Origin of the sequence: Streptococcus sp. HMSC070B10 (assembly GCF_001808665.1) — a bacterium.
In the GTDB taxonomy this organism is placed as follows: domain Bacteria; phylum Bacillota; class Bacilli; order Lactobacillales; family Streptococcaceae; genus Streptococcus.
In genome coordinates this window covers 155900-178063 of record NZ_KV794215.1, presented here as the reverse complement: position 1 = coordinate 178063, position 22164 = coordinate 155900, and the positions used below count along the sequence as shown (strand labels likewise).

Genomic DNA, 22164 nt, shown 5'->3' with positions numbered 1-22164 from the left:
AATACTATCCAAGGTATTGATATAGTTATCGACCTTCAGTTACATTACTAAATATTTTCGGAATAGCCTACCAATAATTCTAAATATTCTAAGCCGTTTTTGGGAACCACGTGATAAAAAGGGGTTACCATCTCCAAATCACTTTCTTCCAGTGCTATTATTAATTTTGCATACTCTATTTCTGTCAAAGTCTTAAGGTCTCCTTTAATAATCGTTTTTAATAAATTGCTAATTTCAAAATAAGTTGAAAAATTATAACCTTTTAAACTAAATACATCATTGGATATAGGCATAAATAACTCAATTTCTATTACTTCATTTAACGGAACGTTATTCAAACTGTAAAAGAACGGGCCTTTTAATTGATAGCCCGCTTCTACAATTCCTTTTATAAACTGCTCCAAATGCTCTTCCATCTCACTGTAATGAAATGATAGTCTCTGTCTAACCACATTTTGAAACGCAATTTTATTAACTTTGACAACATTTTCTGGTAGTTTCATCAATCTTTTTCAACCTCACAATACATGTCAATTACATAGTCTCCATAAAGATCCAATACGACATGAATAATATTTACTAATTTAAATCCTAACTTTGAAATTTCTTTTTCGATTTCTTCATATGGGATTGGCTCTTCTTGATTATAATGGCGATAATAAAAATCGGTTGTAAAATTTAATGATTCCTGAAAGAAAATACCCGAAGTATTTTCTCCCTTTATCTCAAGTTTATTCCCAACTGTCGTAAACACAAGAACATCTTGAACAGTTTTCATTGGATTGTAACTGTAAAATATTGGACTATCTGCATAAAATCCGTTTTGTATCATCTGGAGTTTAAACCCCTTAGAATCTGAGATCAAACGATCAAAGAAAGTAGCTTGGGGATTTAATTCCAATCTAAAACCAATTAAATTTGTAAGGCTTAATTCTCTTTTTTTAAAATTCATTTTTTCTGTCCTTTTTTGAATCTAGTATTTACTTTTTTTATGACATAAAGAATAAAACTTCCCAAAATATCCAATCCTATTGTGATTATAAATAGTCTGATAAGCCAAAGCATCCAACGTGTATGTCTGATTACCTGATCCGTATATCCAAATTTATAAAGAATTTGAACAAAAATTACAAATGACACTATTTCAATAGGAATACGAATTTTTGCTTTCTTGAGACTGAATCTCTTCAACAATTTTTTAAAACTAACATCTCCTCGTGGCTCTGTTTCCCAATATTCCTTGCTTTGAGTTTTAAGATATAATAGATAGGCTACTTCAATGATCAATTGAGGGAAAGCATAACTAAAAAGTAAGCTAATAAGAATGAAAAAAATGAGTATCAATTTACCTGAAAGTATGGCAGCCAACATAGAAAGTCCAAAAATGATGTAAAGAGAATTTCTACCATATGCATTAGATTTAGCAAAATAATTCCCCATCGTCCTATTTACAGAGAAACCTTTTTTTAACTGGCGTTTTAACCAGAAATATTGATAAATAAAGCCACAAACTGTAGAAATTAACAAAAATGGAATAAAAATTGGAGAATACTTAGGGAATCCAAGCGAAAATTCCTTCGTCGAGATTGATGTTACAAAAATTATCAGCAACATCATTTGTAATGAAAAGTATATTCCAATATAAACCATCATCAGAGAAAAAGTTGCTAAAATTTGTCTTTTATATGCAAACATTCCTGCTAATGGAATAAAAAAAGCAACAATTAAATAAAGTAAGAAGAAAATGATAAGATCAAAAAACCAATAAGTTAATGGATTTATTAATAAAAACTCTTTTAAATACCAGGAAAAAACCCAAATAATTAAAGATAATATAAATACTCCTGTAAACGAAATAAACATCATACTTGCTGATGCGCGAGTGTTCGCTAAGCTTTTAAAATATGCTTTATTTAATTCTTCAACTTCTTTCACTGTCTTTTCTTTCACTTTAACCTCCAATCATAGAATCAAGCCAGTCACCTAAAGCATTTCCTATCTGTTTAGCACCATCTTTAGCGTGATCTACTATACTCTTATTCCCAAAATTAGCATTATTCATAATATAATTGATTACAATCCCTGCACCTGCACCTATAACAGTTCCTAAAGGAGGTAAAAATGCTGAACCAATAGCCGCACCCATGCCTGCAGCTGCAGCCCCTGATCCAATATCTACGGCTGTATCAATCGTAAAGTCCCGCGCTTCTTTGGCCGAGATACCATCAGACATATCCACATTCTCCCTAAAATTATTATAGATATTTATAGCTGTCAAAATTCCTCCAGCTAATTTAAACGTTTTGCCAAATTTCCCTACCTCTCTCCAGCCTTTAGCATCATTTAATGGATTAACAGATTCTTTGAAACCACTCCAGCCTGCTTTCCCCATTTCACTAAAACGAGCGATACCTTTTAAATTTCCAGAGTAGTGGTAGTTTTTTAAATCAATTCCTGAAGCATCTTGAAAATTAATTCCATGACGGTATAGATATTCAGAATTAGATTTGAAAAGGAATCTATTGCCCCATCTCATTCTTCCTTGGCTATCCATTGTTATTTCTATACCATTAAGAAAAATATTTGCTCCTCGATAGGTAACGATAGCTTCCCCCATTGATTTAATATAATCGGCAACATCTTCTGCTTCAGGAAGAGTTAGATTAAAAAATTCACTAATTTTTGATACAGAAATTTCTTTTTGCTGTTCTGAGATTATCGTACCACTATACTTAGACTCTGCAAGCTGTTTTGCGAGAGCATTTTGGTACTTCACAGCTTTGGAGTTGCTATGGATAGCTGTGTGTATCTCTGAAACTGAGTTTTTAAACTGAGTTCGATTATAATAATTTCTCGATGCGGGGTTCCCATATGGAAGAGAGGCATAACCTGATAGGGTAGCGATTTCACTATTTTGCATATCGATAAGGTCAAAGGTATCTGTCTTTAAAAGAACACTATTAAAAGCTTCCATGTTCTCTATGGTATCATCTAAACTCTTGACTGCTTCACTATAGCTCGTATTCACACTATCCAAACTAGGATTCGTTAACGTTAGGATATCGCTAATCCCTGCATAGATATTTTGTGTCTTACTGGAACTGCTCTTTAATCCCTCGATCGGATCTTTCATGCGTTGCTTGATACGTTCTAGGTATTCTGTCTTAATAATGGCACTGTTGTCGGTCTCTGACACCGTGTCTTGAAAGAGCTTCACAAGTCCATCATAACGATCGACAATGCTATCTAGGGTATTGACATAGTTATCAACCAGTGGTATCTGATAGTTGGTCACTTTCTGGTTAATGGCATCCTTCACTGCCCCTTTGAGGCTATCAGTTGAAACGACCTCTGATAGACGACTTCTCGAAACAGACAGCTGTTCCTTGATACTATTTACCGAAATAACTAACAACTCTTTTTGAACTCGAACTTCGGATACATCAATCTTCATTTACTTCCTCCTCTGCATAAACACTGGAAATCAGTCCTGCGTCTAGATAGTCCTTACGCAGAGCTTCTTGGCAGTAGTGTTCATCCACCGTATCCGAATACCCTTCTGATACCACTCTCTTAATAAAGAGATTACTTAAAAACAAGGGTGAAGTGTCAAAGCGTAATCCAAATGGATAGCCATGACCGATGTAGTCCATATAATGACCATTATCCAAATCAACTCGGCGACCTGAAATGACTACAAAAAAGTCCATCTGTTCGCTTTCAAATGACTCAACCAAATCCTTAGGAAGGAGCTCACGATCAAGTTCGACAATACTACCCAAAGGATAGATGCGACTTAAACAGAGATCCACATAGGAAGCATACTGGATAAAAACTGAACGAGGTAGGATAACTTCTTCTTGGAGACGCAGAATCCGTACTAGTTCTTTTTCATAGAAAAATTCCAACGGCGCCCCTATCATTGGATGATAATGATAGCTTGGTTCGTCATTCATAAAAGCTATATAACACGCCCGAAAAACATCTGGATGTCCTGATAAGGTCATCGCTACCGCTGTCAATACTTCCTGCTCCTTTTCAGATAGGTTACATCTAGACAAAGCTCGGTCGAATAAAATCATTTGTTCTTCCTTCATGGTCGAAGACCTCCTGATGCAATAACTCCTGCTCCATGAGCGTCATCATCTAGCTTATTCTGACCTGCTTGTTCCATTTTTAGCGCGTCTGATCTGGTGAATTTTTTTAAAGTAACAATAGACTTGTTAAAGTGCTCCAAAACGTCATTAAAAGTGGTAAAAGGGGTAAGATCTGTGTGACTAAACCCCATATCACTTAGTTTACCGATTCCTGTAGTTGAAGTAGAAACACCTCTTGTAATAGTGTTCCAACTGGATTGATTTACACCTGTATCTACCATTTTCTCCCTAATCCTCCATATATTCATAGATACGAGCCTGATGATAATAAGATGCTATTGCAGACTGTAGTTCACTTGATTGAGTTTCCAGACTTCGTATCTTGTCCTCTATAGTCGTTTTATTATTGTTGTGGCCATCTCGAAAATTAGTTATATCGGTTCCTAAATTATAAAAATGACCTTCAAAATCTTGCTGACGACTCCCCTTAAAACTAGAGGAATCTAAAGGAAGAATCTGACCTAAAGATCTTGCACGATTATCGATAGACTGTATCTCACTTGCTAAAGCACTGCTAGCTTTTCTTAATCTAGATATTTTCCCATCAACTAAACTTTTTTCTATTCGAGCTTCAGCAGCTTGTCGACGAAATCTAGCCGCAATTTGTTTATAATACGACCCCATTTCCCTTCTCCTTTTTATAATATATAATTCATTTTAACATATTTTGCGTAGAATCAACACCCCGTATAGATATTCTTAAGATTAAACTTACACCCTTTGAATCATTCCCCAAAAGTGAAAACTCCTATAGCTAACTTTTGGGGAATGGCTCTTAGCAAGTTCAAGTGTGAAGGGTTGCTGAGATTATCTTGGTAATTTTATTCTGCAAACTTCTCTTCCAACAAAGAAGTGAGTTTCATCAACTTCTAAAAGAGTTTCTTTGTAATCTGATTTACCTTTAATCATTCCTTGATCCATAAATCTAGTACCAAATATACCTGCAGGCATATTTGCACGCAATCGCTTACTAAACTCATCAAATTTACTTTCAATATTTTTCTGATAGCCATGGAAAATAAAGTAAACTCCCGCTTTAGAGGCATTTTTGATAATCGTTTCTAACACATTTGCAGAAAGTAACATTTTTTCATTTACGGTATGAATGTCTGGCATGTAGACAAACATCATTTGATTATCACCACCTTGTAGTCTTCGTTCAATTTCACTGACAAGATCTGTTAATGCCGTACTAAAGTTATTTAACAAGATGATTGAATCAAAACTATCTGGATTTGCAAGACGTCCGTCAATATCAAAAAGAATACGTTGAGCTTGCCCATTCAAATTTTCAAATGCCATTAATAAAACTGATTCCAGTAGTTCTGTTTGCTGTGGTGTGTCATCCATAATGACAAAATAGCCATGTTCTTTAGGATTAAAGCTTACTACCTTAGTCGTTTCTTTATCAAATCCTATTGGGATTTGACCTTGTTGCATCATCTCTTGAACTGTAGCTGATTGTTTAAACTCATCAAGCGTCACTTCATTTGGCAACATTGGAATTGGTTCTGGGCAAACTCCTGTCCAGCTTCTTGCAATCAGCTTAACTTCTTCCTCCAAGTTATATAGACGCTCAATATCGCCTTCTCCACTTATCGGGAGATAAACCTGAATGGCATACGGAATATCTTCTTTCAACTGGGCACGGCCAAAAATTTCTTGCTGAATTAAAGCATCACGTCCTATAATTTCCTTAGAAGCTCCTTCATCAACTAGGTAAAAGGCCAAGCGCGAGGTAATATTGCTTGACATACTGATTTTAAGGCTATTTGAGCGGAGTGCTGTCAAAATCACATAGCATCCAAGACTTGCTCCCTCACGTAGGAGGCGGTTAATCATACTTTCAATAGCTTCTTCTAGCGCTGTGTCTTTTATAGTATCAAACCCGTCAAAAATAGTAAGAATAGCAGGGAGTTTCTCACCTGATTTTTGTTCGTATTGAGAAAGACTTGCTACATTATAGATGGCAAACTTCTCCTTACGAATCTTCAACTCTTGGTCAATACGTTTTAAAAACTTAACCAGTTTTTCTTCTTCATCAAACCTTGTTAAATCAACTACATGAGGTAAATCTTTTAATGGCAAGAGTCCATTGGTTCCGAAGTCAAATAGATTGATTTGTACTTGCTCTGGAGTATTCAAGCGAGCGAGATTTAGCACTAGAGTTTGAAGAGCTAGGGATTTCCCAAAACCAGGTGAACCATAGAAAACTGTATGCCCCATTTTTTCCAAATCAAAATGATAATCCTTCTGACGTTGTTCTGTCGGAATATCCATTCGAGCAAAGGGAACGGCCAATACTTTTTCATCGGTCCAGTGAATATCTGTTTGAGGGGATATGATGGCTGTATCTAAAGGTTCTAACCACGGTTTATCTGGCAGATTGAAAGGAACAGTCTTACTCACTCTTGCTATATAGTTTACAACCGCTGAGAGTTCCGTGATTTCTTCCGTCTGATCAGCAATATAATTTTCATCCTTAGATAGGTCATCAGATAGCAACTCATATTGTCCTAGGTCATTTATCAACCAAATTCGTTCATCAACAACTTCTTGAACTCCCTCTGTTTGTGGGGCATACTGTGCACCACTCCATGCAGACTGGAACAATTCATAGATTTCGTTATTTCCTACTTGTAGGTAAGCACGTCCTGGTTCAGTAATGCTCGCCGCATCTGGTGTTTTGATTATTTCATTTGAATCAGACTCATCTGACACTTTCAAAGCTAGTTTGAAACGAGAGTTTGACCATATTTGATCATTGACGACCCCTGATGGTTTTTGTGTAGCAAGAATTAGATGGACTCCAAGCGAACGTCCGATACGGGCTGTCGAAACCAGCTCTGTCATAAATTCTGGTTCATGTTCTTTTAATTCAGCAAACTCATCACTAATAAGGAACAGATGAGGTAATGGTTTTTCTGGATAACCTGATTTGTCAGTAGCTTTTTGGCCTTCCTTATATAATTTAGTATATCCATTGATATGATTAACACCAAATTGATTAAAGAGACGTTGGCGTTTTTGTAACTCTGCTTTGATAGAAGCTAGGGCACGCGCACTAGCAGCTCCATCTAAGTTAGTAATAGACCCAAGCATATGTGGTAAATCTTTGAAAAGATTCGCCATCCCTCCACCTTTGAAGTCAATCGTAAGAAACCCAACATCCTCTGGACTAAAGTTTACAGCCATGGATAATATATAAGACTGAAGAATCTCAGATTTACCTGAACCAGTAGTTCCTGCTACAAGACCATGTGGCCCATGTGCACGTTCATGTAAGTTGAGCTCCACCTGGTCATCCTTCCCACGCAATCCCAATGGCACAGCTAACGTTTTAAAAGTATCCGCTTTGGACCATCTAGTCGCAACCTGTAACTCTTCAACTTCTCTGACTTGGTAGAGTTCCAAAAAGGTAACGGATTTAGGAATCGTGTTCTTCTCTATTTCCATGTGTTTTAGATTTGCTAAAGTACGAATAGAATCTTCATAGCAATCCAACATCGGGTAGGGAATAAAGGTTTGAGCACTATAGGCACCCTCATCATTAATGATTTGACCTAAATTTTGATTCTTATATTCAATTAGAGTTGTGATAGTTTCTGGCAAAAGACGACGTGCCTCTTTCACCCAAATGACTGTTACACCCAACTCTGTCAAATCTTTGGCTAGATACTCATTCAAACTATGGCCAAGTAAATGGGAGTCATCCATAATCGTTAAGACATAATGGGGTTTAAAGCGCGCATCTTTTTCCCCCATTTCACGTTTGATTTGAGAACGTTTTTGAATGATACGGTAAAGCGAATTTAGAACGGCATCACGACTTCTGGCATCATGGACAAAACCACGAATATTTCGTTCCTGCATATTGAAATGAGGAAGAAATCGCCACTCAGACCAATCTTTCTCATATCTCTGTTCTTGAACAAGATTGATAAAATTAACATCTAAGTAGCTGTGAAACATTGCCATCTGTAAAAGCATGTTATATACAGCTGTCCTAGTTACTTCACTATTTCCAACAAGACCAACTGTCGCTTCAAAAATATTAACAGTAATTGGAACCTTCTTTTGCAAACTGTAGTCTTGCAAGACTGTGCGAGCAAACTGCGATATTTCATCTTTACTTTGCTCATCAAAATTTGTTTGCAGCTCTAGCTGGCTTAACCTATCTCCTAAACCCAAAGACACCTGTAAGAAATCTTCATTATAGTCCATTCTCTCATAAATTCTTGAATCATACTTTGCAATCAGTTCAGTAATGGTTGAGATTGACGGTTGATTATAATGTAAAATACTAGTTTCTTCTTTGTAGTATTTTTCTAAGTCAGATACTTGGTTTAATAAATATGCCTCATAATCTTGAATTCGATTTTTTTCTTGTTCCTTGGTATCCTTTTTCTCTTCAAAATACTGACTCATAGTTGTCGCTGCTGTCAGGAGACTAAAGCCCCCCATCCCTAGCATCATTACAGGATTACCTTTTGTCCAAATTGAACTCAATGCAGTTAAAGTAAACATTCCTAAAGCTGGAACAATTGCTCTGATGAGCGAGTTTTTAGGGAGTCTAATCGGTTGAGGAGGTTGATTGATAATGATTTTCCCGCTATGGATAATAGGGTTAACTCTGGGACTCCTTCTATATTCTGGAAAATCCATCGGATACTCATTATTTTTTTCTTGTATCAGAATTTGATTCCTATTTAATTGCGGTTCTTCGAAGAGACATCCAATCTTCCACTGATTCTTTCTTTTTTCTATAAAATAATTAGAAACCTTCATTCGGTTCCCTAATTCAAACGGATAAAGTCCTCCCTCTTTGACTAGACGGTCATTTAAATAAATCGGAGATTCCCCAAGTGTAACCTGTACTTGATTATTTGAAAAAATAAGTTGGTTCGAAATTTTCCAACTAATATCAGCTGATTCTTTCTTGCTACAAATAAATCGCTGTGGTGGGAAAATATAACTGATAAAAATATCTTCCTCAGGAACCAACAAGGTTACAATCTCTTTATCAAAAGTAGATTTTCCTCTTTCTAAAGTCTTACCATTTCGATAGACTATTCTACCTTCTACTGTATACTCGTTAGTACCGACCTTCACCTTTTGTCCTTCAAACAAATCTATTTTCTCTAGATTATCTTGTTCAATCAACAAGGTATAAAGAGGTTTATGAAGCTCTCCTAATTGGTCTCCCAGCTGATGATCATATTCTAGCTTTTTTGCCTTCATTTATCGTTCACTCTTTTCTTTTGTTCGGTTGTCTTTAGGAGTTGTTGTTTCAGTAGATACTTTTGTATCACTACTATTTGTCGTAGCTTCTCCAATCTCAGCAGAAAGTTCTTTTATTTTCTTTTCATATTCTTCAAGTTTCTTTTGTTTTTCAGAACCATTCATATTGATGTCTGCCTTAACTGACTCGTATAGATTTGTATAAGCATGTAAAATCAATTGCGTGTCCCCGATATTTTGTGCCACATCTAGAGCTTTTTCAAATTTTCCACGTCCAAGATAAATCCAATAAGAAAAAATTGTATCATCTGTTGATTCTGTAATCGTATTTAAAATAACTTCCTTTTGCTTATCACTCAAACTATCTAAACGGACATAACTTGCTGCTAAGATATACTTGGCCTCCTTGGGCAATGATTCTGTACCATAATTTTTTAATGATTCAACTGTTTCAGAGTAATCTTTTCGCATGAAATTTGATTGTGCCATAATGACTGATGATTTTAGTGGCCCATCTTTAAACATAGATTTGTAAGTTGCAAAGCTTAAGACAAGTGTGGTTGTAGCAAGTAAAGCTCCCCCTATTAACAAAGTCTTCCATTTTTTCTTGTTAACCAACAAATTTGCTTTTGAACTCTCTTCTGATAATTTGGCATACTTTTCTGCAATATAATTATTGACATCAGCTACACTCTCTAAGGGAATAATATCTTGTGCCACCTTTTCCTTTATTGCATCAATCCCATGGATGGCTAGTTCAAAATCTATCTTAGGTAGTAAAATAGAAATCATTAAAGCTTTATAAGATTCTAGATAAAATTCAGAACTATACTGTTGAGGTGCAAGTAATTTTTCAATTCCATAGTGTAACATTTGTACATTACTTCCAAAAATAATGATATTTTCAGGATGAATGTACGGAATTTTATAATCATTTTCAGAACGAACTAATACAGACATACTTTGTGCCAAACTAAAACGTTCAAGTTCCGTAGTTCTTTCTAAAATTTCTTCTTTAACAGTTTTAAAATACTCAGGAATCTTATACTGCAAAGAAAGAACTCCGTCTTTCTGTACTATTTCTACTGGACAATATTCTTGAATCAATTCAAGTTGCTCTCTACGATAACCTGATGAAGAAATTTGAACTGATATTTGATTGTCTTCTCTCACAAATTCTAGTCGATCTGCTTCAAACATTTTTTCCTCCTATGATACATCCTCAATCTCTATATAATCTCCATCGCTAACTGGATAAACAGCCAAGATATCCATTGGTTCGATATGGATTTGTTTGTTTCTAAGTTTGAAACAAAACGAACTATTTAGAGGTAAATTCAACTGTTCTCTAACTTTGGTATCTTTTAGTAATTCTTCTAATCTTAACCAAGTTAGAGATTTTGAAACTAGAATATCTATTTGTTTTGCTCTATAGTCTAGAGTTAACTTTATTTTTTCGTAATCCATGCCATTTCCTTCCTAAATAGACTCCCAACAAAACCATAAACAGTAAGAAAAAACTGGTAAATACATTTCCCATCCAATCCTTAAAAATTGAATAATTCCTTTGTTTAAAAGAGGATTTCTCCTCTATAGTGTATTGATTAAACAATGATGTTTGGACAACAGTAGTTTCTAGACGATAAATAGAGTGATTTTCACCATCAGTAAATATAGTCTGTTCTGCTCCCTGTATAAGTTCTTTGGTTGTTTGAGTTTTCTGGTCCACAACCTTTTGGGTACGATTTAAAAATAAATTTGGAGCATATTTGGATTCTATCCTATTTTTGACCGTTTCCTGTGTACTATTTGTAATGATATCTGTATCAAGTTTTAAGCTACCATCGTCTGCATAGACTAACACAGGAAATACTATACAAAGAATTAATAGGTACTTTTTAATGTTCTTCATCATAAAATAAAAATAAGCGTCAAGTTCCCCTGACGCTCCTCAAAATTAACTACAAACCAAAGCTTTGTGCATCTTGTTGGTCACGTTCAGCTACTGTTTGAGCATAGTTGTTCAATTGTTGGTTGATGCTCACTAGAAGCTCCTCAAATTTTTGAACATGTGTATACAACTGGTTGTATTGCTCAAGGTAAGCATTAAATGCTTGACCTTTCCATTGTGATGCCATTTCGCCATTTGTTCGATTAACAGTTTGTACTGCCTGTTCAATTTGTTCTTTAGCACTAAGATAAATTGCCGCCTGAGATTGTAACTGTTCTGGGGTTAAACTAATTACTGACATTAGTATTCTCCTTTAATTTTTATTTTTATTATTTTATCATATATTTTATTATTTGTCTATCATTTTATTACACTATATTCCATTATTACCCCAAAAAATTTAAAACTTAATAGTTCAAATCGCCCCTTGTTTCAGATTCACATTAGTGATATAATAAACTATAAATGAAAGGGTTTATGTATGAAAAAAATAATCATAGGTGGTAGCATTTTTGTAACATTATTGGTCGGTTCTGGTGCTGCTTTTGTTTACTTAAAAAATCAAGAAGTTTCAATAACTAATAAAGTAAATGACCGTAAATTAAATATTGCTTTAGTAAATGAAGACACTGGTGGATCTTTAAATGGGAACACGTATAATTTAGGGAATGATTTTACAACATTATTATCCAAAGATAGCTCAAACCAATGGACAGTTATGACTCGCAATGTCGCTGAAAATCGATTTGAGAATGGTTCTGTTGACGTCATTGTATACATAGAACAACAATTTTCAGAGAAAATAGCTCAGCTGGAAAGCTTTAACCCAGACCGAGCAAAGATAGCATATAAAACAAAATCGAATCTAGATCCTGTCAAATCTAAAAATGTAGAGTTACGTGTCGGAGAACATCTGAATACAATCAATCAAAACGTTATCAAAATGTACTTTTCGAGTGTCATTAACAACTTAGACGATGCGAAAAGAAATGTTGAAAACATTGTCAATGAGCAATCAGGAACACACTCTAAAATTTCTCAGTATATCTATACACCATCCAATCAAGCTAGCCAATCTATTACTAGTACTATGGATTTAGTTTCTGGTTTAGAAAAAAACAACTCTTCCTTCGAGGAACTTCAAAAAAATTTCTCCGAATCAGTTATAAAACTTTTAAATAGTACGGGTAATGACTTACAAACAAAACTTAAAGATGTTGAAGGTAATTTTAATAGAGAAATAGAAAATTCAAAACAAAATGTCTCTACAACAAATACGATTTTAAAAGATCAATATGAAGAAACTGCTAAAATTGTAGAAAAGATAAATGATTCTGCATCAAAATCATTATCTCAATTTGGAAATAATAATGATACTCAAAAATCAGAAATTAGTAAATTTGAAGATTTGATTTCTAATTACCATAAAATTATTTCTGATTATCGAGATAAAACAAATGATAAAAAGACTGAATTAGAGAAGCTCCAAACTGAATTAGAAAAAGAGAAGAAAAAAGTAGAGTTATTTTACTTTGGAAAAGAAGGAGTGGATACTAAATCGGATTTAACTTCTGAATCCAAAGCAACGCTTGCAGCACAAATAAACAATAGCCTACAAGTAAAAAATTCTTTACCTGACACTTATCAAGATATGATTCGTTCAACACTATCAGAAACTAGTATCCAAATGTCTGACTACAAAGAATTATTTGCTAAATTACAGAAATTAAAAGTCTTAACCCCTGATCAAGTTAATGAATATACTTCAAAACTAACTTTAATTGAGAACTATTCTCAATTTGATAAAAAATTTACACCTATAACCGGCTTGCCTAGTTTTGAATTTTTAACAACAGAAAATGATAAATTAGATAAAATTACCGAAGAAATCCCTATCACAGTTAAACTTCCTCAAGCAGGGCAAGAAACTGCTACAACAGAGATTTCTACCCCAAGTGATGCTTCCTCTTTAAATGTAGAATCAAAACCTGAAATCTCTAATGCATCAACTGAAACAAAAACATCAGCCGAAACAAAAACATCAACTGAAACAAAAACGTCAACTGAAACAAAAACATCAACTGAAACAAAATACATATCACCTAAGGCTAAAATTTCAGTTACCGGAGATGCTAAATTAGTAAATGGTGAACAGGTTATTGCTGATGATAAGACCTATAAATTGACCATTTCCTATACTTTTGAGCCACATTATGGAAAAAATGATATATCTTTTGAGATACACATCGGAGACACAATAATCCCTATAAAACAAACCATCTATCGTAGTGATAAAGAGGAATCAGATGTACTTGTTAAAAAGGATTTAACACATATTTTTGATAAATTAAGTAAAATTAATCAAGCTGCAGGAATGATTAAAGCAATCTATGGAAATCCAAACAGTAGCTCTATAAACTTTTCTGCTTTATCACCTGATTCAGTTTATAATATGTATGGTAATATCAATCGTGAAGATATTGAATCGCAACTTTCAAATAAACAAATCACACAATTTAAACAATCTGGTCTTGAATTACTCGACGAAATTCAAGGGACTTCAAATTCGTTAAGAAAAATAACAAGTGAAATACCAAAATTGAATGAAGCAGATTTACCAAATGATTATTTCAAAGTGAAAATCACAGATTTAACAAATTGGTATAATGCATCAATTGAATCTTTATCAAAAGAATATAAGGTATGGAAAGAAACAAAAGAAAAACAACTTGAAATTACAAATTCAACTTCTGAATCAAACAACAATCAATTAAAGGTTAAAATTTATACACCTGAGCAACTGTATAAATCTATTGAATCACTAGTTACTATCACTTCTGATAGTTCAAAAATAACTAACAAGAATCATGAAGCTGTTGGAACAATGAAAGATCAATTCACTCAATTTAATAGCCAAGTTAAAACGATTAAAGATAATATTGACCGCACTGTTTCAACAACAAACGAATTGATTACTACTGAAGCAAATGTTATTCAAGGAAATAGAAATTATGCAGATTCCTTCAAAACTGTTATGAAAAATATCCGTGACGGAGGAACCACTAACCAAAATGTTATGAGTTTCTTATCAAATCCTATAGAAACCAAAAAAGAAACTTATGCTACGCCTATTTCTGTAGAAAACAACAGATTATGGGTAATTGTTGCTGTTGTTGTTTCTGGAATTACATCAGCTGGAATTACCTACTGGTTAACAAAGGAGAAAAAATAATTTCTTTATAAAAATATAATCATGACCACCCGCATAGCGGGTGGTTTTTTGTCTCGCACCTAGAGGAGCGAGACGGACTAATCGTCACATAATAAAAAAAGAGAGAATCACACTGATTCTCTCTTTTAGTCTATCATGATATTAAATATTTCAATTTTAAATTTTTTGAAATTTAGAACAATGAACTCTTCACTTTCTTGAATTTCTGTTACAAGATTCCAACTAAATATACCCTGATGATAATAATGTTACTCAATCATTTTTTAGATTTTCTAAAAAAATCGGACATTAGACACATTCTATTACTTAACTCGTATTATACTTTGAGTAAGTATCTTATATCATTATTTTAGAAATTTTTATTCCTTTATATTATCTACTAGACTATCTGTATACGTTACCATCGTCCGTTTTCGTGTCATACAATCGAAACACTAAATTATTTTTTTACAGTAGGTATAAAATTGCTAGGGTCAAGAGACTTGCTAATAGCCCCACTCCCCAAAAGAAGAAGTCCACCTTCCACTCGCTCCAAGGATTTCCTTTACCAGACAATCCTCCAAGCTCAAAATGGTGATGCACAGGCGTCATACGGAAAATACGTTTACCACCTGTCAGTTTGAAATAACCAACTTGCATCATGACCGAAGTTGTTTCAAAGACATAAATAATTCCGATAATCAAGAGAGTCCATTCTTGGTGGAGAGCCATTGAAATAGCTGCCAGCATTCCACCGAGAGCCAAACTTCCCACATCTCCCATAAAGACCTTAGCAGGCTTATGGTTAAAGACAAAGAAACCGAGTAAACCACCGATCATGGCAAGAATCACTAGAAGAATATCCACCTGACCTTGCACATAGGCAATAACTCCATAAGCAGACAAACTAATCACAACGGAAATACTCGCTAAACCGTCAATACCATCTGTCAAGTTGACTGCGTTTGAAAAACCAACTAACCAGAAAAGAGCGAAGACAATATAGAAAATCCCTAGATGCACTTGGTAACCAAAGACTGAAAGCATATCGCCACCGCGCTCATAGAAAAGGTAGAAAATGACACCACCTAGAAGCTGAAGAGCCAATTTCTGTTTGGGATTTAGCCCCTCATTTATTTTACGGAAGACCTTGAGGAAGTCATCTAAAAATCCGATTAAACCATAAAGAACCAAGATGAACAAAATCATACCAACATTATTGCTGAGTTGGTTACTAAATAAGGCAAAAAAGAAGGCAACCAAAACAGAAGCAAGTAAGAAAACCAAACCTCCCATTGTAGGAGTTCCAGCTTTTGCCTGATGCTGTTTGACATCCTCATGCATCTGCTGGCCTGTAATTTGCGCCTTTCTATAAAATTGGATAAAGGCCGGAATTCCTACTAAAGTTAGTAAAAATGTCACAATTCCAGCACTGATGGAAATAAACATATTAGTCTCCTAAAGTTAATTTAATATTTTTAATGTTCTTTATAGTGGTATTAGCGCGAACATCTTGTTGCTGAACGATAGAACCTGAACCTTCAAATTCCAATTCAATATCCAACCACTTAGCAAATGTCTCAGCAGTCTCTTTTTTCCAGCCATACATGTCTGGAATTTCTTCTACCTTATCAGATAAAAGGAGAACTTGTTGGTTTGGTGCAAGATCTTTTCCTTCTTCTACAGAAGACTCTTTAATCTTTGTTCCAGTACCAACAACGATTGGCTGAACAATGTTTCGGCGTAAGGTTTCCGCCAAATCACCAGGTGAAATGTCCTTGATACTAGGCATTGCATACGAAGATTCTGTCGTCACTTGATCTAAATTCTTAGCAGGAGATTGAAGATTGAGAGATTCTTTCATAGCTGAAGCTCGTTCTAAAATAGGATTGGCAAACTCTCCCAAATGGACAGCTGAATAATGCTCAGGCTGCTGAATAGTCACATATAAGATAAAATCAGGATTTTCCGCCGGATTCATTGATACAACTGAAAATATATAATTAGTTGCACCAACTAAGTATCCTCCATTTTTCTCATCCGCAATTTGAGCAGTACCTGACTTAACTGCCACATTTTGTCCGGGAACTGTTATGATTGGTTTCCCTGTTAGATGATTATACATGGTCCCGTAAAAAGGATCCGTTCCAACTAAGATCATGTGATTTCGAGTTGTGCTTGCTGCCTCTTTGGAAACAGGTTTTCCTACAATCTCTTTTTGAGACTTTCGTACAGACTGATTGTTAGTATCATAAATAGCACTTATAAATTTCGGTTCCAACATAACCCCATCATTGGCAATGGCTGTAAAAGCACGTAGCATCTGGGTCTGCGTTACAGAAATCCCCTGACCAAATGCACTCATGGCAATATTAACAATATTATCTGCAGGCAATTGACCTGAATACTCATCAGTCAGACCAAAACGCGTCGGCACCCCAAACTTAAAGCGGTTTAGATAATCCAACCAAGTAGCATCTCCCATTTTTTGTTCAAGTAGACTCATTCCAACATTACTGGAGTGAGCGAAACCTTGTAAGAAAGTCATCATCCCACCAGTCGTCAAACCATCATTAACATCCCAATCTCGAATAGTAGCATCTGCTATTTCCAATTTACTGTTGTTGAAATATTCACCACCTGAGAAAGTATTGTTATCAATGGAAGAGGCTAGAGTCATAACTTTCATTGTTGAACCAGGTTCATAATTGCTTTGATAGAGAATGTCTCGCCAAACAAAGTCTTTGGTAAGCCCTTCCTTAGTATCTGCATCAAATGTCGGGCGCTGTGTTGTTGCAAGAATTTCACCTGTCTTAGCACTTACAAGTGTTGCATTCACATATTTACCTTTAACCTTTTCTTGAAGAGCATCCATTTGGGTTTCCATAAAGGATTGAAGAGGACTGGAAATCGTGGTATAAACATCTTTTCCGTCTATTGTTTGTTGAGATGCTTCTTCAGTACCTGGTACGATATTTCCTACACGATCTTTTTCATAGGTAATAATACCGTCTGTCCCAGCAAGAATAGTATTTAACGAACTCTCCAGACCAGATGTTCCTAACAAACTCTTACTACCATCCTCATTTTCATGGAGTTGCGCTAAACCAATAAAGGATGATGCAAATTGACCATTAGGATAGCTTCTATTAGGACTAGTTGTAAAGTCAATCCCTTCCACACTAGCATCTTTTAAATCTTTTTTAATAGCCATCATATTGGCATAGGTAATCCCATTTCCTTTTGCACCAAAGGAAACCTGGGTCAGATTTGGTTGAGCCAGTTGCTCTTTCACATAAGCTTCATCCATGTCCAAATACTTATGGAAGATTTCAGCTACCTTATTAAACTGCGAATCCTCTACATAAAGAATTTTTCCAGTTGCTGACTTGTATTTTTTATCAATAACAGCATACACGTTATAAGAGGTCGCATCTTCAGCGATAGGCACTCCATTTCGGTCATAGATAGTCCCACGTTTGGCAGGAACTGTTCGGGTTGTTTGGTGAACCTTTTTAGCCTCTTTTACCAAGTCAGTACCAAATATATTACCTTTTGCGATAATATAAGCAAAATTGGCCAAAAAGAGGCCGAAAAGGGCAACAGCTAAAAAGCTGAGATACTTGCCAACTATCCTACGGTTTTTTGCTGGAGATTTACGATTTTTTATCGCAAATCGGGTTATTTTTTCTGTCCATTTCATATCTTACTCCGCTGTTCGGATATTTTCATTATTCAATTTCAAATCTTTTTTATCTGCAATTTCTTTCAAGCGCTCGGAACGAATCAATTCATTCACTTCCTGCTTAGCATCATCCAGCTCTGTCTTCTTCTCCTCTATCTGCGCATTGATTTTTGTTAAATCACTTTGCACTTGCAAGAGTCGTGTCTGCATAAAGATAATGCTCACTGCTAAAACGAGAGCCGTAAAAGCGATGGAAAGATAAAAAGCCTTCTCCACACGTGAGAATTTTTTTATACGATTCTGCAAGAATTGACTGGTTGTTTCTTTCTTATCTACCATTTTTTCCTCTTACTTGTGAATTTTTCTGGCCACGCGCAACTTAGCTGAATGCGAGCGGTTGTTTGCTTCTAACTCTTCTGCACTTGGCAAGATGGGCTTACGGGATACCAATTCCATCTTGGGCTTGAGATCATCTGGGATGAAAGGCAAGCCTTTTGGAACTTCAACCGTTGAAGCTTCCTTGAACAATTGCTTGGTCAAGCGGTCTTCTAGTGAATGGAAGGTAATCACTGAGATTCTACCATCTAGAGCCAACATATCCATAGCCTGCTGGATAGATTCATCTGCAGCTCCCAGTTCATCATTGACTTCAATCCGAATAGCTTGGAAAATCTGCTTGGCAGGATGGCCCTTCTTCTTGAGTTCCTTAGCAGGCTTAGCCGACTTGATGATCTCTGCCAACTCAGTCGTTGTCTCGATTGGCTTGACTTCACGTGCTTGTTCAATCTTACGCGCAATCTGTTTAGAAAACTTATCCTCACCATACTTGAAGAAAATACGAACCAGGTCATGATAGTCATAGTGGTTCACCACTTCATAAGCTGTCAGACTAGCTTCCTGATTCATCCGCATGTCCAGTGGCGCATCCTTTTTATAAGAAAAACCACGCTCACGCTGGTCCAATTGAGGACTAGACACTCCCAAGTCATAACAAATTCCATCAATTTCCTGAACACCAGCTTCGCGCAAACGTGCCTGTAAATGACGGAAGTTATCCTTTATAAAAGTCACCATCCCCTTTTCAATGTAAGGTGCCAAACGTTTTTGCGCATTGTCAATGGCATTCTGGTCCTGGTCAAAGGCATAGAGATGGCCTTTTTCACTTAATTTACTTAATAAATATTCGCTATGGCCTGCTCCACCCAAGGTCGCATCAACGTAAACACCGTCAGGTTTCACATCAAGCATATCAATCGTTTCGTGGAGTAAGACCGTTACATGATGAAATTCTTTTGTCATATCTTATCTATTTTACCACAAATCTGACTAGCTTGCACTAGTCAGACAAATAGACCAAAAACAAGTAAGATTTCTTTAAGAAATATGTCAAATATGCTTGACATCTATTTCATAGAAGAATATAATATAGTCAAATATATGCGACACAAATCAGAAAGGAGTCCAGATGAATCGTGTGAAAGAATTTCGCAAGGAACTGGGCATTTCCCAGCTCGAGCTAGCCAAGGATATCGGTGTCTCGAGACAGACCATCAATATGATTGAAAACGACAAGTACAATCCAACCCTGGAACTCTGTCTCAATCTCGCCCGCAGCCTCCAAACTGACCTAAACAGTCTCTTTTGGGAGGATGATTTTTAAAAAAGGAGCCAACTCATGAAAAAAGAAACCTTCACTGAAAAACTCATCAAACGCACATACGGTATTTCTGGTCCCCTTGACGAATACAAACGGCGTGAGGCCGATCGTATCGGTAACCAAGTCTTTATCGTCCTCTTTTATCTGATGATTTTCGGAAATCTTATTCCACTCCTTCTGGCCTATAAATACCCTCAAGAAGTGGCTCTAATCTATCCTCCTCTGATTCTAGTGATTGCCCTCATCGCTGCTGGCTATGTCACCTACCAAATGAAAAAAACAGGGATTACAGCTATTGATCCAGATATGCTGAATGAGAAAGAAAGCAAGCAACTATACTACCCAGGTCTTAAAGCAGGTTTGTTCTTTGGTCTATGGATGTTTTTTATAACTCCTCTTCTCAGTATACTCATAGGTGAAGGTCAGGACTATTTTCATTCTCTCCTCACTATAAGAAATGGTGTATCAAGCATTCTCGGTTCTATCTTCTTCGGAGCAAGCATACAGTTCCTCATCTCCCGTCGCATTGCTAAAGCTAAGAAAAATCAAGATGAGGATTAGGAGGTGCCCTATGAAATCACTAATAACTTTACTTACCTATCATCTTTTGTTTGCTTCTCTGCTCATCTTCATCATCGTTTCAGGGAACTTGCCAATCAGAGAGATATTCCTCGTGCTAGTCTTTTTTCCAGGACTTAATAAAGGACTAACCTATCTAAAGATTGACTCCCCAAAAACACGTATACTCAACTTAGCACTATGCTTTATGATTTTATCTTTGCCACAACTGATGCTCATATCAGGCAATTGGAAATATTATTTACTGCTTACTATCGCGAGCATTTCTTCAATCACTTATCTTTATCATCTCTATCAATTTGTAAAAGAAAGTCAGTAAAACCGCTCATTTAGGAGGTTACTATCATGAAAAAAGAAGACTTAACCACTCGCCTACTCCGAAATCTCTTTCACATCCAAGGCCCTTTTGATGAATGCCGGCAAGAGATTATCTACAAGGCTTGTGCCCGTTCCATGGTCCAAATCGTTTATTCTTCCTTCTTCCTCTTCTTGTTTTATCTGTTATTTGGACGCTTCATAGAAGCCGTTCGCTATGCCATGCCCTACGTTTACTCTGGACTCATTTTTTTCATTACTTTAAAAACTCAAAGAGCCGTCAAAGAACTCCACTTGGAAAAAGATGACAAGTCAGAAATCATCCTTAAAACCTACAGCAAGAGCCAAATCAAATTCCGAAGCTGGGTGGTGTTTATCGGTCTTCAGATTGGCCTCTTTATCCTACTCATCTTTCATAAAGTCTTCGTTCAGCAGATGTCCCTTTCAGATTTTGTGAAGCTCCTCATGCAATTCGATAAAAGTGTTCCTTTACTGATGTATGGCCTGATTATCGGTAGCATTTTTGGAACTCTGACCTACGGATTTCTATCCCTACAGGAGGAAAAAACTCCTAAACATACCAACCAGAAGGAGAAAAGCAAACAATGACCTCAATCTACGATTTTTTAGTCTTAAACCAAGACAAGCAAGAAATCTCACTAGATGCCTATCGTGGTAAGGTTCTCTTGATTGTCAATACTGCTACCGGATGTGGTTTAACGCCCCAGTACCAAGGACTCCAAGAACTCTATGACCGCTATCAAGATCAGGGATTTGAGATTTTAGACTTCCCTTGCAATCAGTTTATGGGACAAGCACCAGGTAGCGCAGAGGAAATCAACGCCTTCTGTAGCCTACATTATCAGACCACCTTCCCACGTTTTGCCAAGATCAAGGTCAACGGCAAAGAAGCAGATTCTCTATATGTTTGGTTGAAAGACCAGAAATCTGGTCCACTAGGAAAACGAATCGAATGGAATTTCGCTAAGTTTCTCATCGGTCGAGATGGGCAGGTTTTTGAACGCTTTTCTTCAAAAACAGACCCAAAACAAATTGAAGAGGCGATACAAAAATTACTCTGACTTTTTTTGAATACATTCTTTCATTCAGTTTAATTCTTGAAAGGATGTATTTTTTTCTTTAAAAAGTGAAAGAATTTCTTTAAATTAGGTTTACTTTCTCTATTGCATTTCTTGGAACAATTTAGTATATTTGTTATGTTAAGGTTTTTAGGTTATTTTAAAGATTAAGATAACAATTTTAATTTTTTTATTCTAAAATGAAAGCGCTTAAACAGAGGGGGTAATTAGTCTCAAACTATTGCACAAAATCTAACTATCGCTAAAGAAAATCGTTTCCAAGTCATAC

At 35.8% G+C, this 22164-nt stretch carries 21 protein-coding genes; 6 read left to right on the top strand and 15 right to left on the bottom strand.

Annotated features, from left to right (window positions below; all coding sequences use genetic code 11):
* Positions 1 to 47 precede the first annotated feature (47 nt).
* The 11 genes from HMPREF2613_RS10230 to HMPREF2613_RS10180 all read right to left on the bottom strand — a co-directional run bounded on the left by HMPREF2613_RS10230 (position 48) and on the right by HMPREF2613_RS10180 (position 11650).
* Complete coding sequence (locus tag HMPREF2613_RS10230; RefSeq protein WP_070480252.1) at positions 48 to 503, bottom strand: DUF5085 family protein; 456 nt, start codon at positions 501 to 503, stop codon at positions 48 to 50.
* Positions 503 to 952, bottom strand: a complete 450-nt coding sequence (locus tag HMPREF2613_RS10225; RefSeq protein WP_070480250.1) for a hypothetical protein — start codon at positions 950 to 952, stop codon at positions 503 to 505. The genes HMPREF2613_RS10230 and HMPREF2613_RS10225 overlap by 1 nt, the downstream gene beginning before the upstream one ends.
* On the bottom strand, positions 949 to 1950 hold the full coding sequence (locus HMPREF2613_RS10220; protein ID WP_070480248.1) for a hypothetical protein: 1002 nt from the start codon (positions 1948 to 1950) through the stop codon (positions 949 to 951). Before HMPREF2613_RS10220 ends, HMPREF2613_RS10225 begins: the two co-directional genes overlap by 4 nt.
* Position 1951: 1 nt before the next feature.
* Positions 1952 to 3454, bottom strand: coding sequence for an LXG domain-containing protein (locus HMPREF2613_RS11850; protein ID WP_261674014.1), 1503 nt, complete (start codon positions 3452 to 3454; stop codon positions 1952 to 1954).
* Complete coding sequence (locus HMPREF2613_RS10210; protein ID WP_070480246.1) at positions 3444 to 4097, bottom strand: DUF4176 domain-containing protein; 654 nt, start codon at positions 4095 to 4097, stop codon at positions 3444 to 3446. Before HMPREF2613_RS10210 ends, HMPREF2613_RS11850 begins: the two co-directional genes overlap by 11 nt.
* Positions 4094 to 4378, bottom strand: coding sequence for a variable surface protein mvspG (locus HMPREF2613_RS10205; RefSeq protein WP_070480243.1), 285 nt, complete (start codon positions 4376 to 4378; stop codon positions 4094 to 4096). The genes HMPREF2613_RS10210 and HMPREF2613_RS10205 overlap by 4 nt, the downstream gene beginning before the upstream one ends.
* 7 nt (positions 4379 to 4385) lie before the next feature.
* Complete coding sequence (locus HMPREF2613_RS10200; RefSeq protein WP_070480241.1) at positions 4386 to 4781, bottom strand: YwqH-like family protein; 396 nt, start codon at positions 4779 to 4781, stop codon at positions 4386 to 4388.
* Between the two features lie 183 nt (positions 4782 to 4964).
* A complete protein-coding gene (gene essC / locus HMPREF2613_RS10195; protein WP_070480240.1) occupies positions 4965 to 9398 on the bottom strand; it encodes a type VII secretion protein EssC in 4434 nt (1477 codons plus the stop codon).
* Entirely contained in the window at positions 9399 to 10598 is a 1200-nt protein-coding gene (essB, locus tag HMPREF2613_RS10190; protein WP_061590470.1) for a type VII secretion protein EssB, read from the bottom strand.
* Between the two features lie 9 nt (positions 10599 to 10607).
* The gene (locus HMPREF2613_RS11180; protein WP_061590471.1) at positions 10608 to 10865 is read right to left on the bottom strand and encodes a hypothetical protein; all 258 of its coding nucleotides are present in this window, start codon (positions 10863 to 10865) and stop codon (positions 10608 to 10610) included.
* 494 nt (positions 10866 to 11359) lie between these two features.
* Positions 11360 to 11650 (bottom strand): WXG100 family type VII secretion target, encoded by a 291-nt coding sequence (locus HMPREF2613_RS10180; protein ID WP_049492928.1) that lies wholly within the window; start codon positions 11648 to 11650, stop codon positions 11360 to 11362.
* Between the two features lie 180 nt (positions 11651 to 11830).
* On the opposite strand from HMPREF2613_RS10180, the gene esaA reads away from it, so the two are divergent.
* Complete coding sequence (gene esaA / locus HMPREF2613_RS10175; RefSeq protein ID WP_070480238.1) at positions 11831 to 14581, top strand: type VII secretion protein EsaA; 2751 nt, start codon at positions 11831 to 11833, stop codon at positions 14579 to 14581.
* Between the two features lie 447 nt (positions 14582 to 15028).
* Here esaA and mraY read toward each other — a convergent pair whose 3' ends face one another.
* From mraY to rsmH, 4 genes are read right to left on the bottom strand one after another with little or no spacing between them, the layout of a single operon-like run.
* Entirely contained in the window at positions 15029 to 16009 is a 981-nt protein-coding gene (mraY, locus tag HMPREF2613_RS10170) for a phospho-N-acetylmuramoyl-pentapeptide-transferase (protein ID WP_070480235.1), read from the bottom strand.
* A gap of 1 nt (position 16010) precedes the next feature.
* Positions 16011 to 18263 carry a penicillin-binding protein PBP2X gene (pbp2X, locus tag HMPREF2613_RS10165; protein ID WP_070480233.1) on the bottom strand — a complete coding sequence of 751 codons (2253 nt, stop codon included), beginning with the start codon at positions 18261 to 18263 and terminating at the stop codon, positions 16011 to 16013.
* Positions 18264 to 18266: 3 nt separating this feature from the next.
* A complete protein-coding gene (gene ftsL, locus HMPREF2613_RS10160) occupies positions 18267 to 18584 on the bottom strand; it encodes a cell division protein FtsL (RefSeq protein WP_000227824.1) in 318 nt (105 codons plus the stop codon).
* 9 nt (positions 18585 to 18593) lie between these two features.
* Entirely contained in the window at positions 18594 to 19544 is a 951-nt protein-coding gene (gene rsmH, locus HMPREF2613_RS10155) for a 16S rRNA (cytosine(1402)-N(4))-methyltransferase RsmH (RefSeq protein ID WP_000159432.1), read from the bottom strand.
* 166 nt (positions 19545 to 19710) lie between these two features.
* Here rsmH and HMPREF2613_RS10150 point away from each other — a divergent pair, with 166 nt between their 5' ends.
* Genes HMPREF2613_RS10150 through HMPREF2613_RS10130 form a run of 5 tightly spaced genes read left to right on the top strand, consistent with a single transcriptional unit; the run spans position 19711 to position 21878 of the window.
* Entirely contained in the window at positions 19711 to 19905 is a 195-nt protein-coding gene (locus HMPREF2613_RS10150; protein ID WP_001082470.1) for a helix-turn-helix transcriptional regulator, read from the top strand.
* A gap of 15 nt (positions 19906 to 19920) precedes the next feature.
* Positions 19921 to 20463, top strand: a complete 543-nt coding sequence (locus HMPREF2613_RS10145; RefSeq protein ID WP_070480230.1) for a DUF3278 domain-containing protein — start codon at positions 19921 to 19923, stop codon at positions 20461 to 20463.
* Between the two features lie 10 nt (positions 20464 to 20473).
* Positions 20474 to 20800: a hypothetical protein gene (locus HMPREF2613_RS11845; protein WP_061864526.1), complete on the top strand. Its 327-nt coding sequence runs from the start codon at positions 20474 to 20476 to the stop codon at positions 20798 to 20800.
* Positions 20801 to 20826: 26 nt separating this feature from the next.
* A complete protein-coding gene (locus HMPREF2613_RS10135) occupies positions 20827 to 21405 on the top strand; it encodes a DUF3278 domain-containing protein (protein ID WP_070480228.1) in 579 nt (192 codons plus the stop codon).
* Positions 21402 to 21878: a glutathione peroxidase gene (locus tag HMPREF2613_RS10130; protein ID WP_070480226.1), complete on the top strand. Its 477-nt coding sequence runs from the start codon at positions 21402 to 21404 to the stop codon at positions 21876 to 21878. Before HMPREF2613_RS10135 ends, HMPREF2613_RS10130 begins: the two co-directional genes overlap by 4 nt.
* Positions 21879 to 22164: the final 286 nt, after the last annotated feature.

Coding starts and splice junctions, on each gene's coding strand:
- HMPREF2613_RS10230 (WP_070480252.1), bottom strand. CDS start 503: ATGAAACTACCAGAAAATGTTGTCAAAGTTAATAAAATTGCGTTTCAA.
- HMPREF2613_RS10225 (WP_070480250.1), bottom strand. CDS start 952: ATGAATTTTAAAAAAAGAGAATTAAGCCTTACAAATTTAATTGGTTTT.
- HMPREF2613_RS11850 (WP_261674014.1), bottom strand. CDS start 3,454: ATGAAGATTGATGTATCCGAAGTTCGAGTTCAAAAAGAGTTGTTAGTT.
- HMPREF2613_RS10210 (WP_070480246.1), bottom strand. CDS start 4,097: ATGAAGGAAGAACAAATGATTTTATTCGACCGAGCTTTGTCTAGATGT.
- HMPREF2613_RS10205 (WP_070480243.1), bottom strand. CDS start 4,378: ATGGTAGATACAGGTGTAAATCAATCCAGTTGGAACACTATTACAAGA.
- HMPREF2613_RS10200 (WP_070480241.1), bottom strand. CDS start 4,781: ATGGGGTCGTATTATAAACAAATTGCGGCTAGATTTCGTCGACAAGCT.
- essC (WP_070480240.1), bottom strand. CDS start 9,398: ATGAAGGCAAAAAAGCTAGAATATGATCATCAGCTGGGAGACCAATTA.
- essB (WP_061590470.1), bottom strand. CDS start 10,598: ATGTTTGAAGCAGATCGACTAGAATTTGTGAGAGAAGACAATCAAATA.
- HMPREF2613_RS11180 (WP_061590471.1), bottom strand. CDS start 10,865: ATGGATTACGAAAAAATAAAGTTAACTCTAGACTATAGAGCAAAACAA.
- HMPREF2613_RS10180 (WP_049492928.1), bottom strand. CDS start 11,650: ATGTCAGTAATTAGTTTAACCCCAGAACAGTTACAATCTCAGGCGGCA.
- esaA (WP_070480238.1), top strand. CDS start 11,831: ATGAAAAAAATAATCATAGGTGGTAGCATTTTTGTAACATTATTGGTC.
- mraY (WP_070480235.1), bottom strand. CDS start 16,009: ATGTTTATTTCCATCAGTGCTGGAATTGTGACATTTTTACTAACTTTA.
- pbp2X (WP_070480233.1), bottom strand. CDS start 18,263: ATGAAATGGACAGAAAAAATAACCCGATTTGCGATAAAAAATCGTAAA.
- ftsL (WP_000227824.1), bottom strand. CDS start 18,584: ATGGTAGATAAGAAAGAAACAACCAGTCAATTCTTGCAGAATCGTATA.
- rsmH (WP_000159432.1), bottom strand. CDS start 19,544: ATGACAAAAGAATTTCATCATGTAACGGTCTTACTCCACGAAACGATT.
- HMPREF2613_RS10150 (WP_001082470.1), top strand. CDS start 19,711: ATGAATCGTGTGAAAGAATTTCGCAAGGAACTGGGCATTTCCCAGCTC.
- HMPREF2613_RS10145 (WP_070480230.1), top strand. CDS start 19,921: ATGAAAAAAGAAACCTTCACTGAAAAACTCATCAAACGCACATACGGT.
- HMPREF2613_RS11845 (WP_061864526.1), top strand. CDS start 20,474: ATGAAATCACTAATAACTTTACTTACCTATCATCTTTTGTTTGCTTCT.
- HMPREF2613_RS10135 (WP_070480228.1), top strand. CDS start 20,827: ATGAAAAAAGAAGACTTAACCACTCGCCTACTCCGAAATCTCTTTCAC.
- HMPREF2613_RS10130 (WP_070480226.1), top strand. CDS start 21,402: ATGACCTCAATCTACGATTTTTTAGTCTTAAACCAAGACAAGCAAGAA.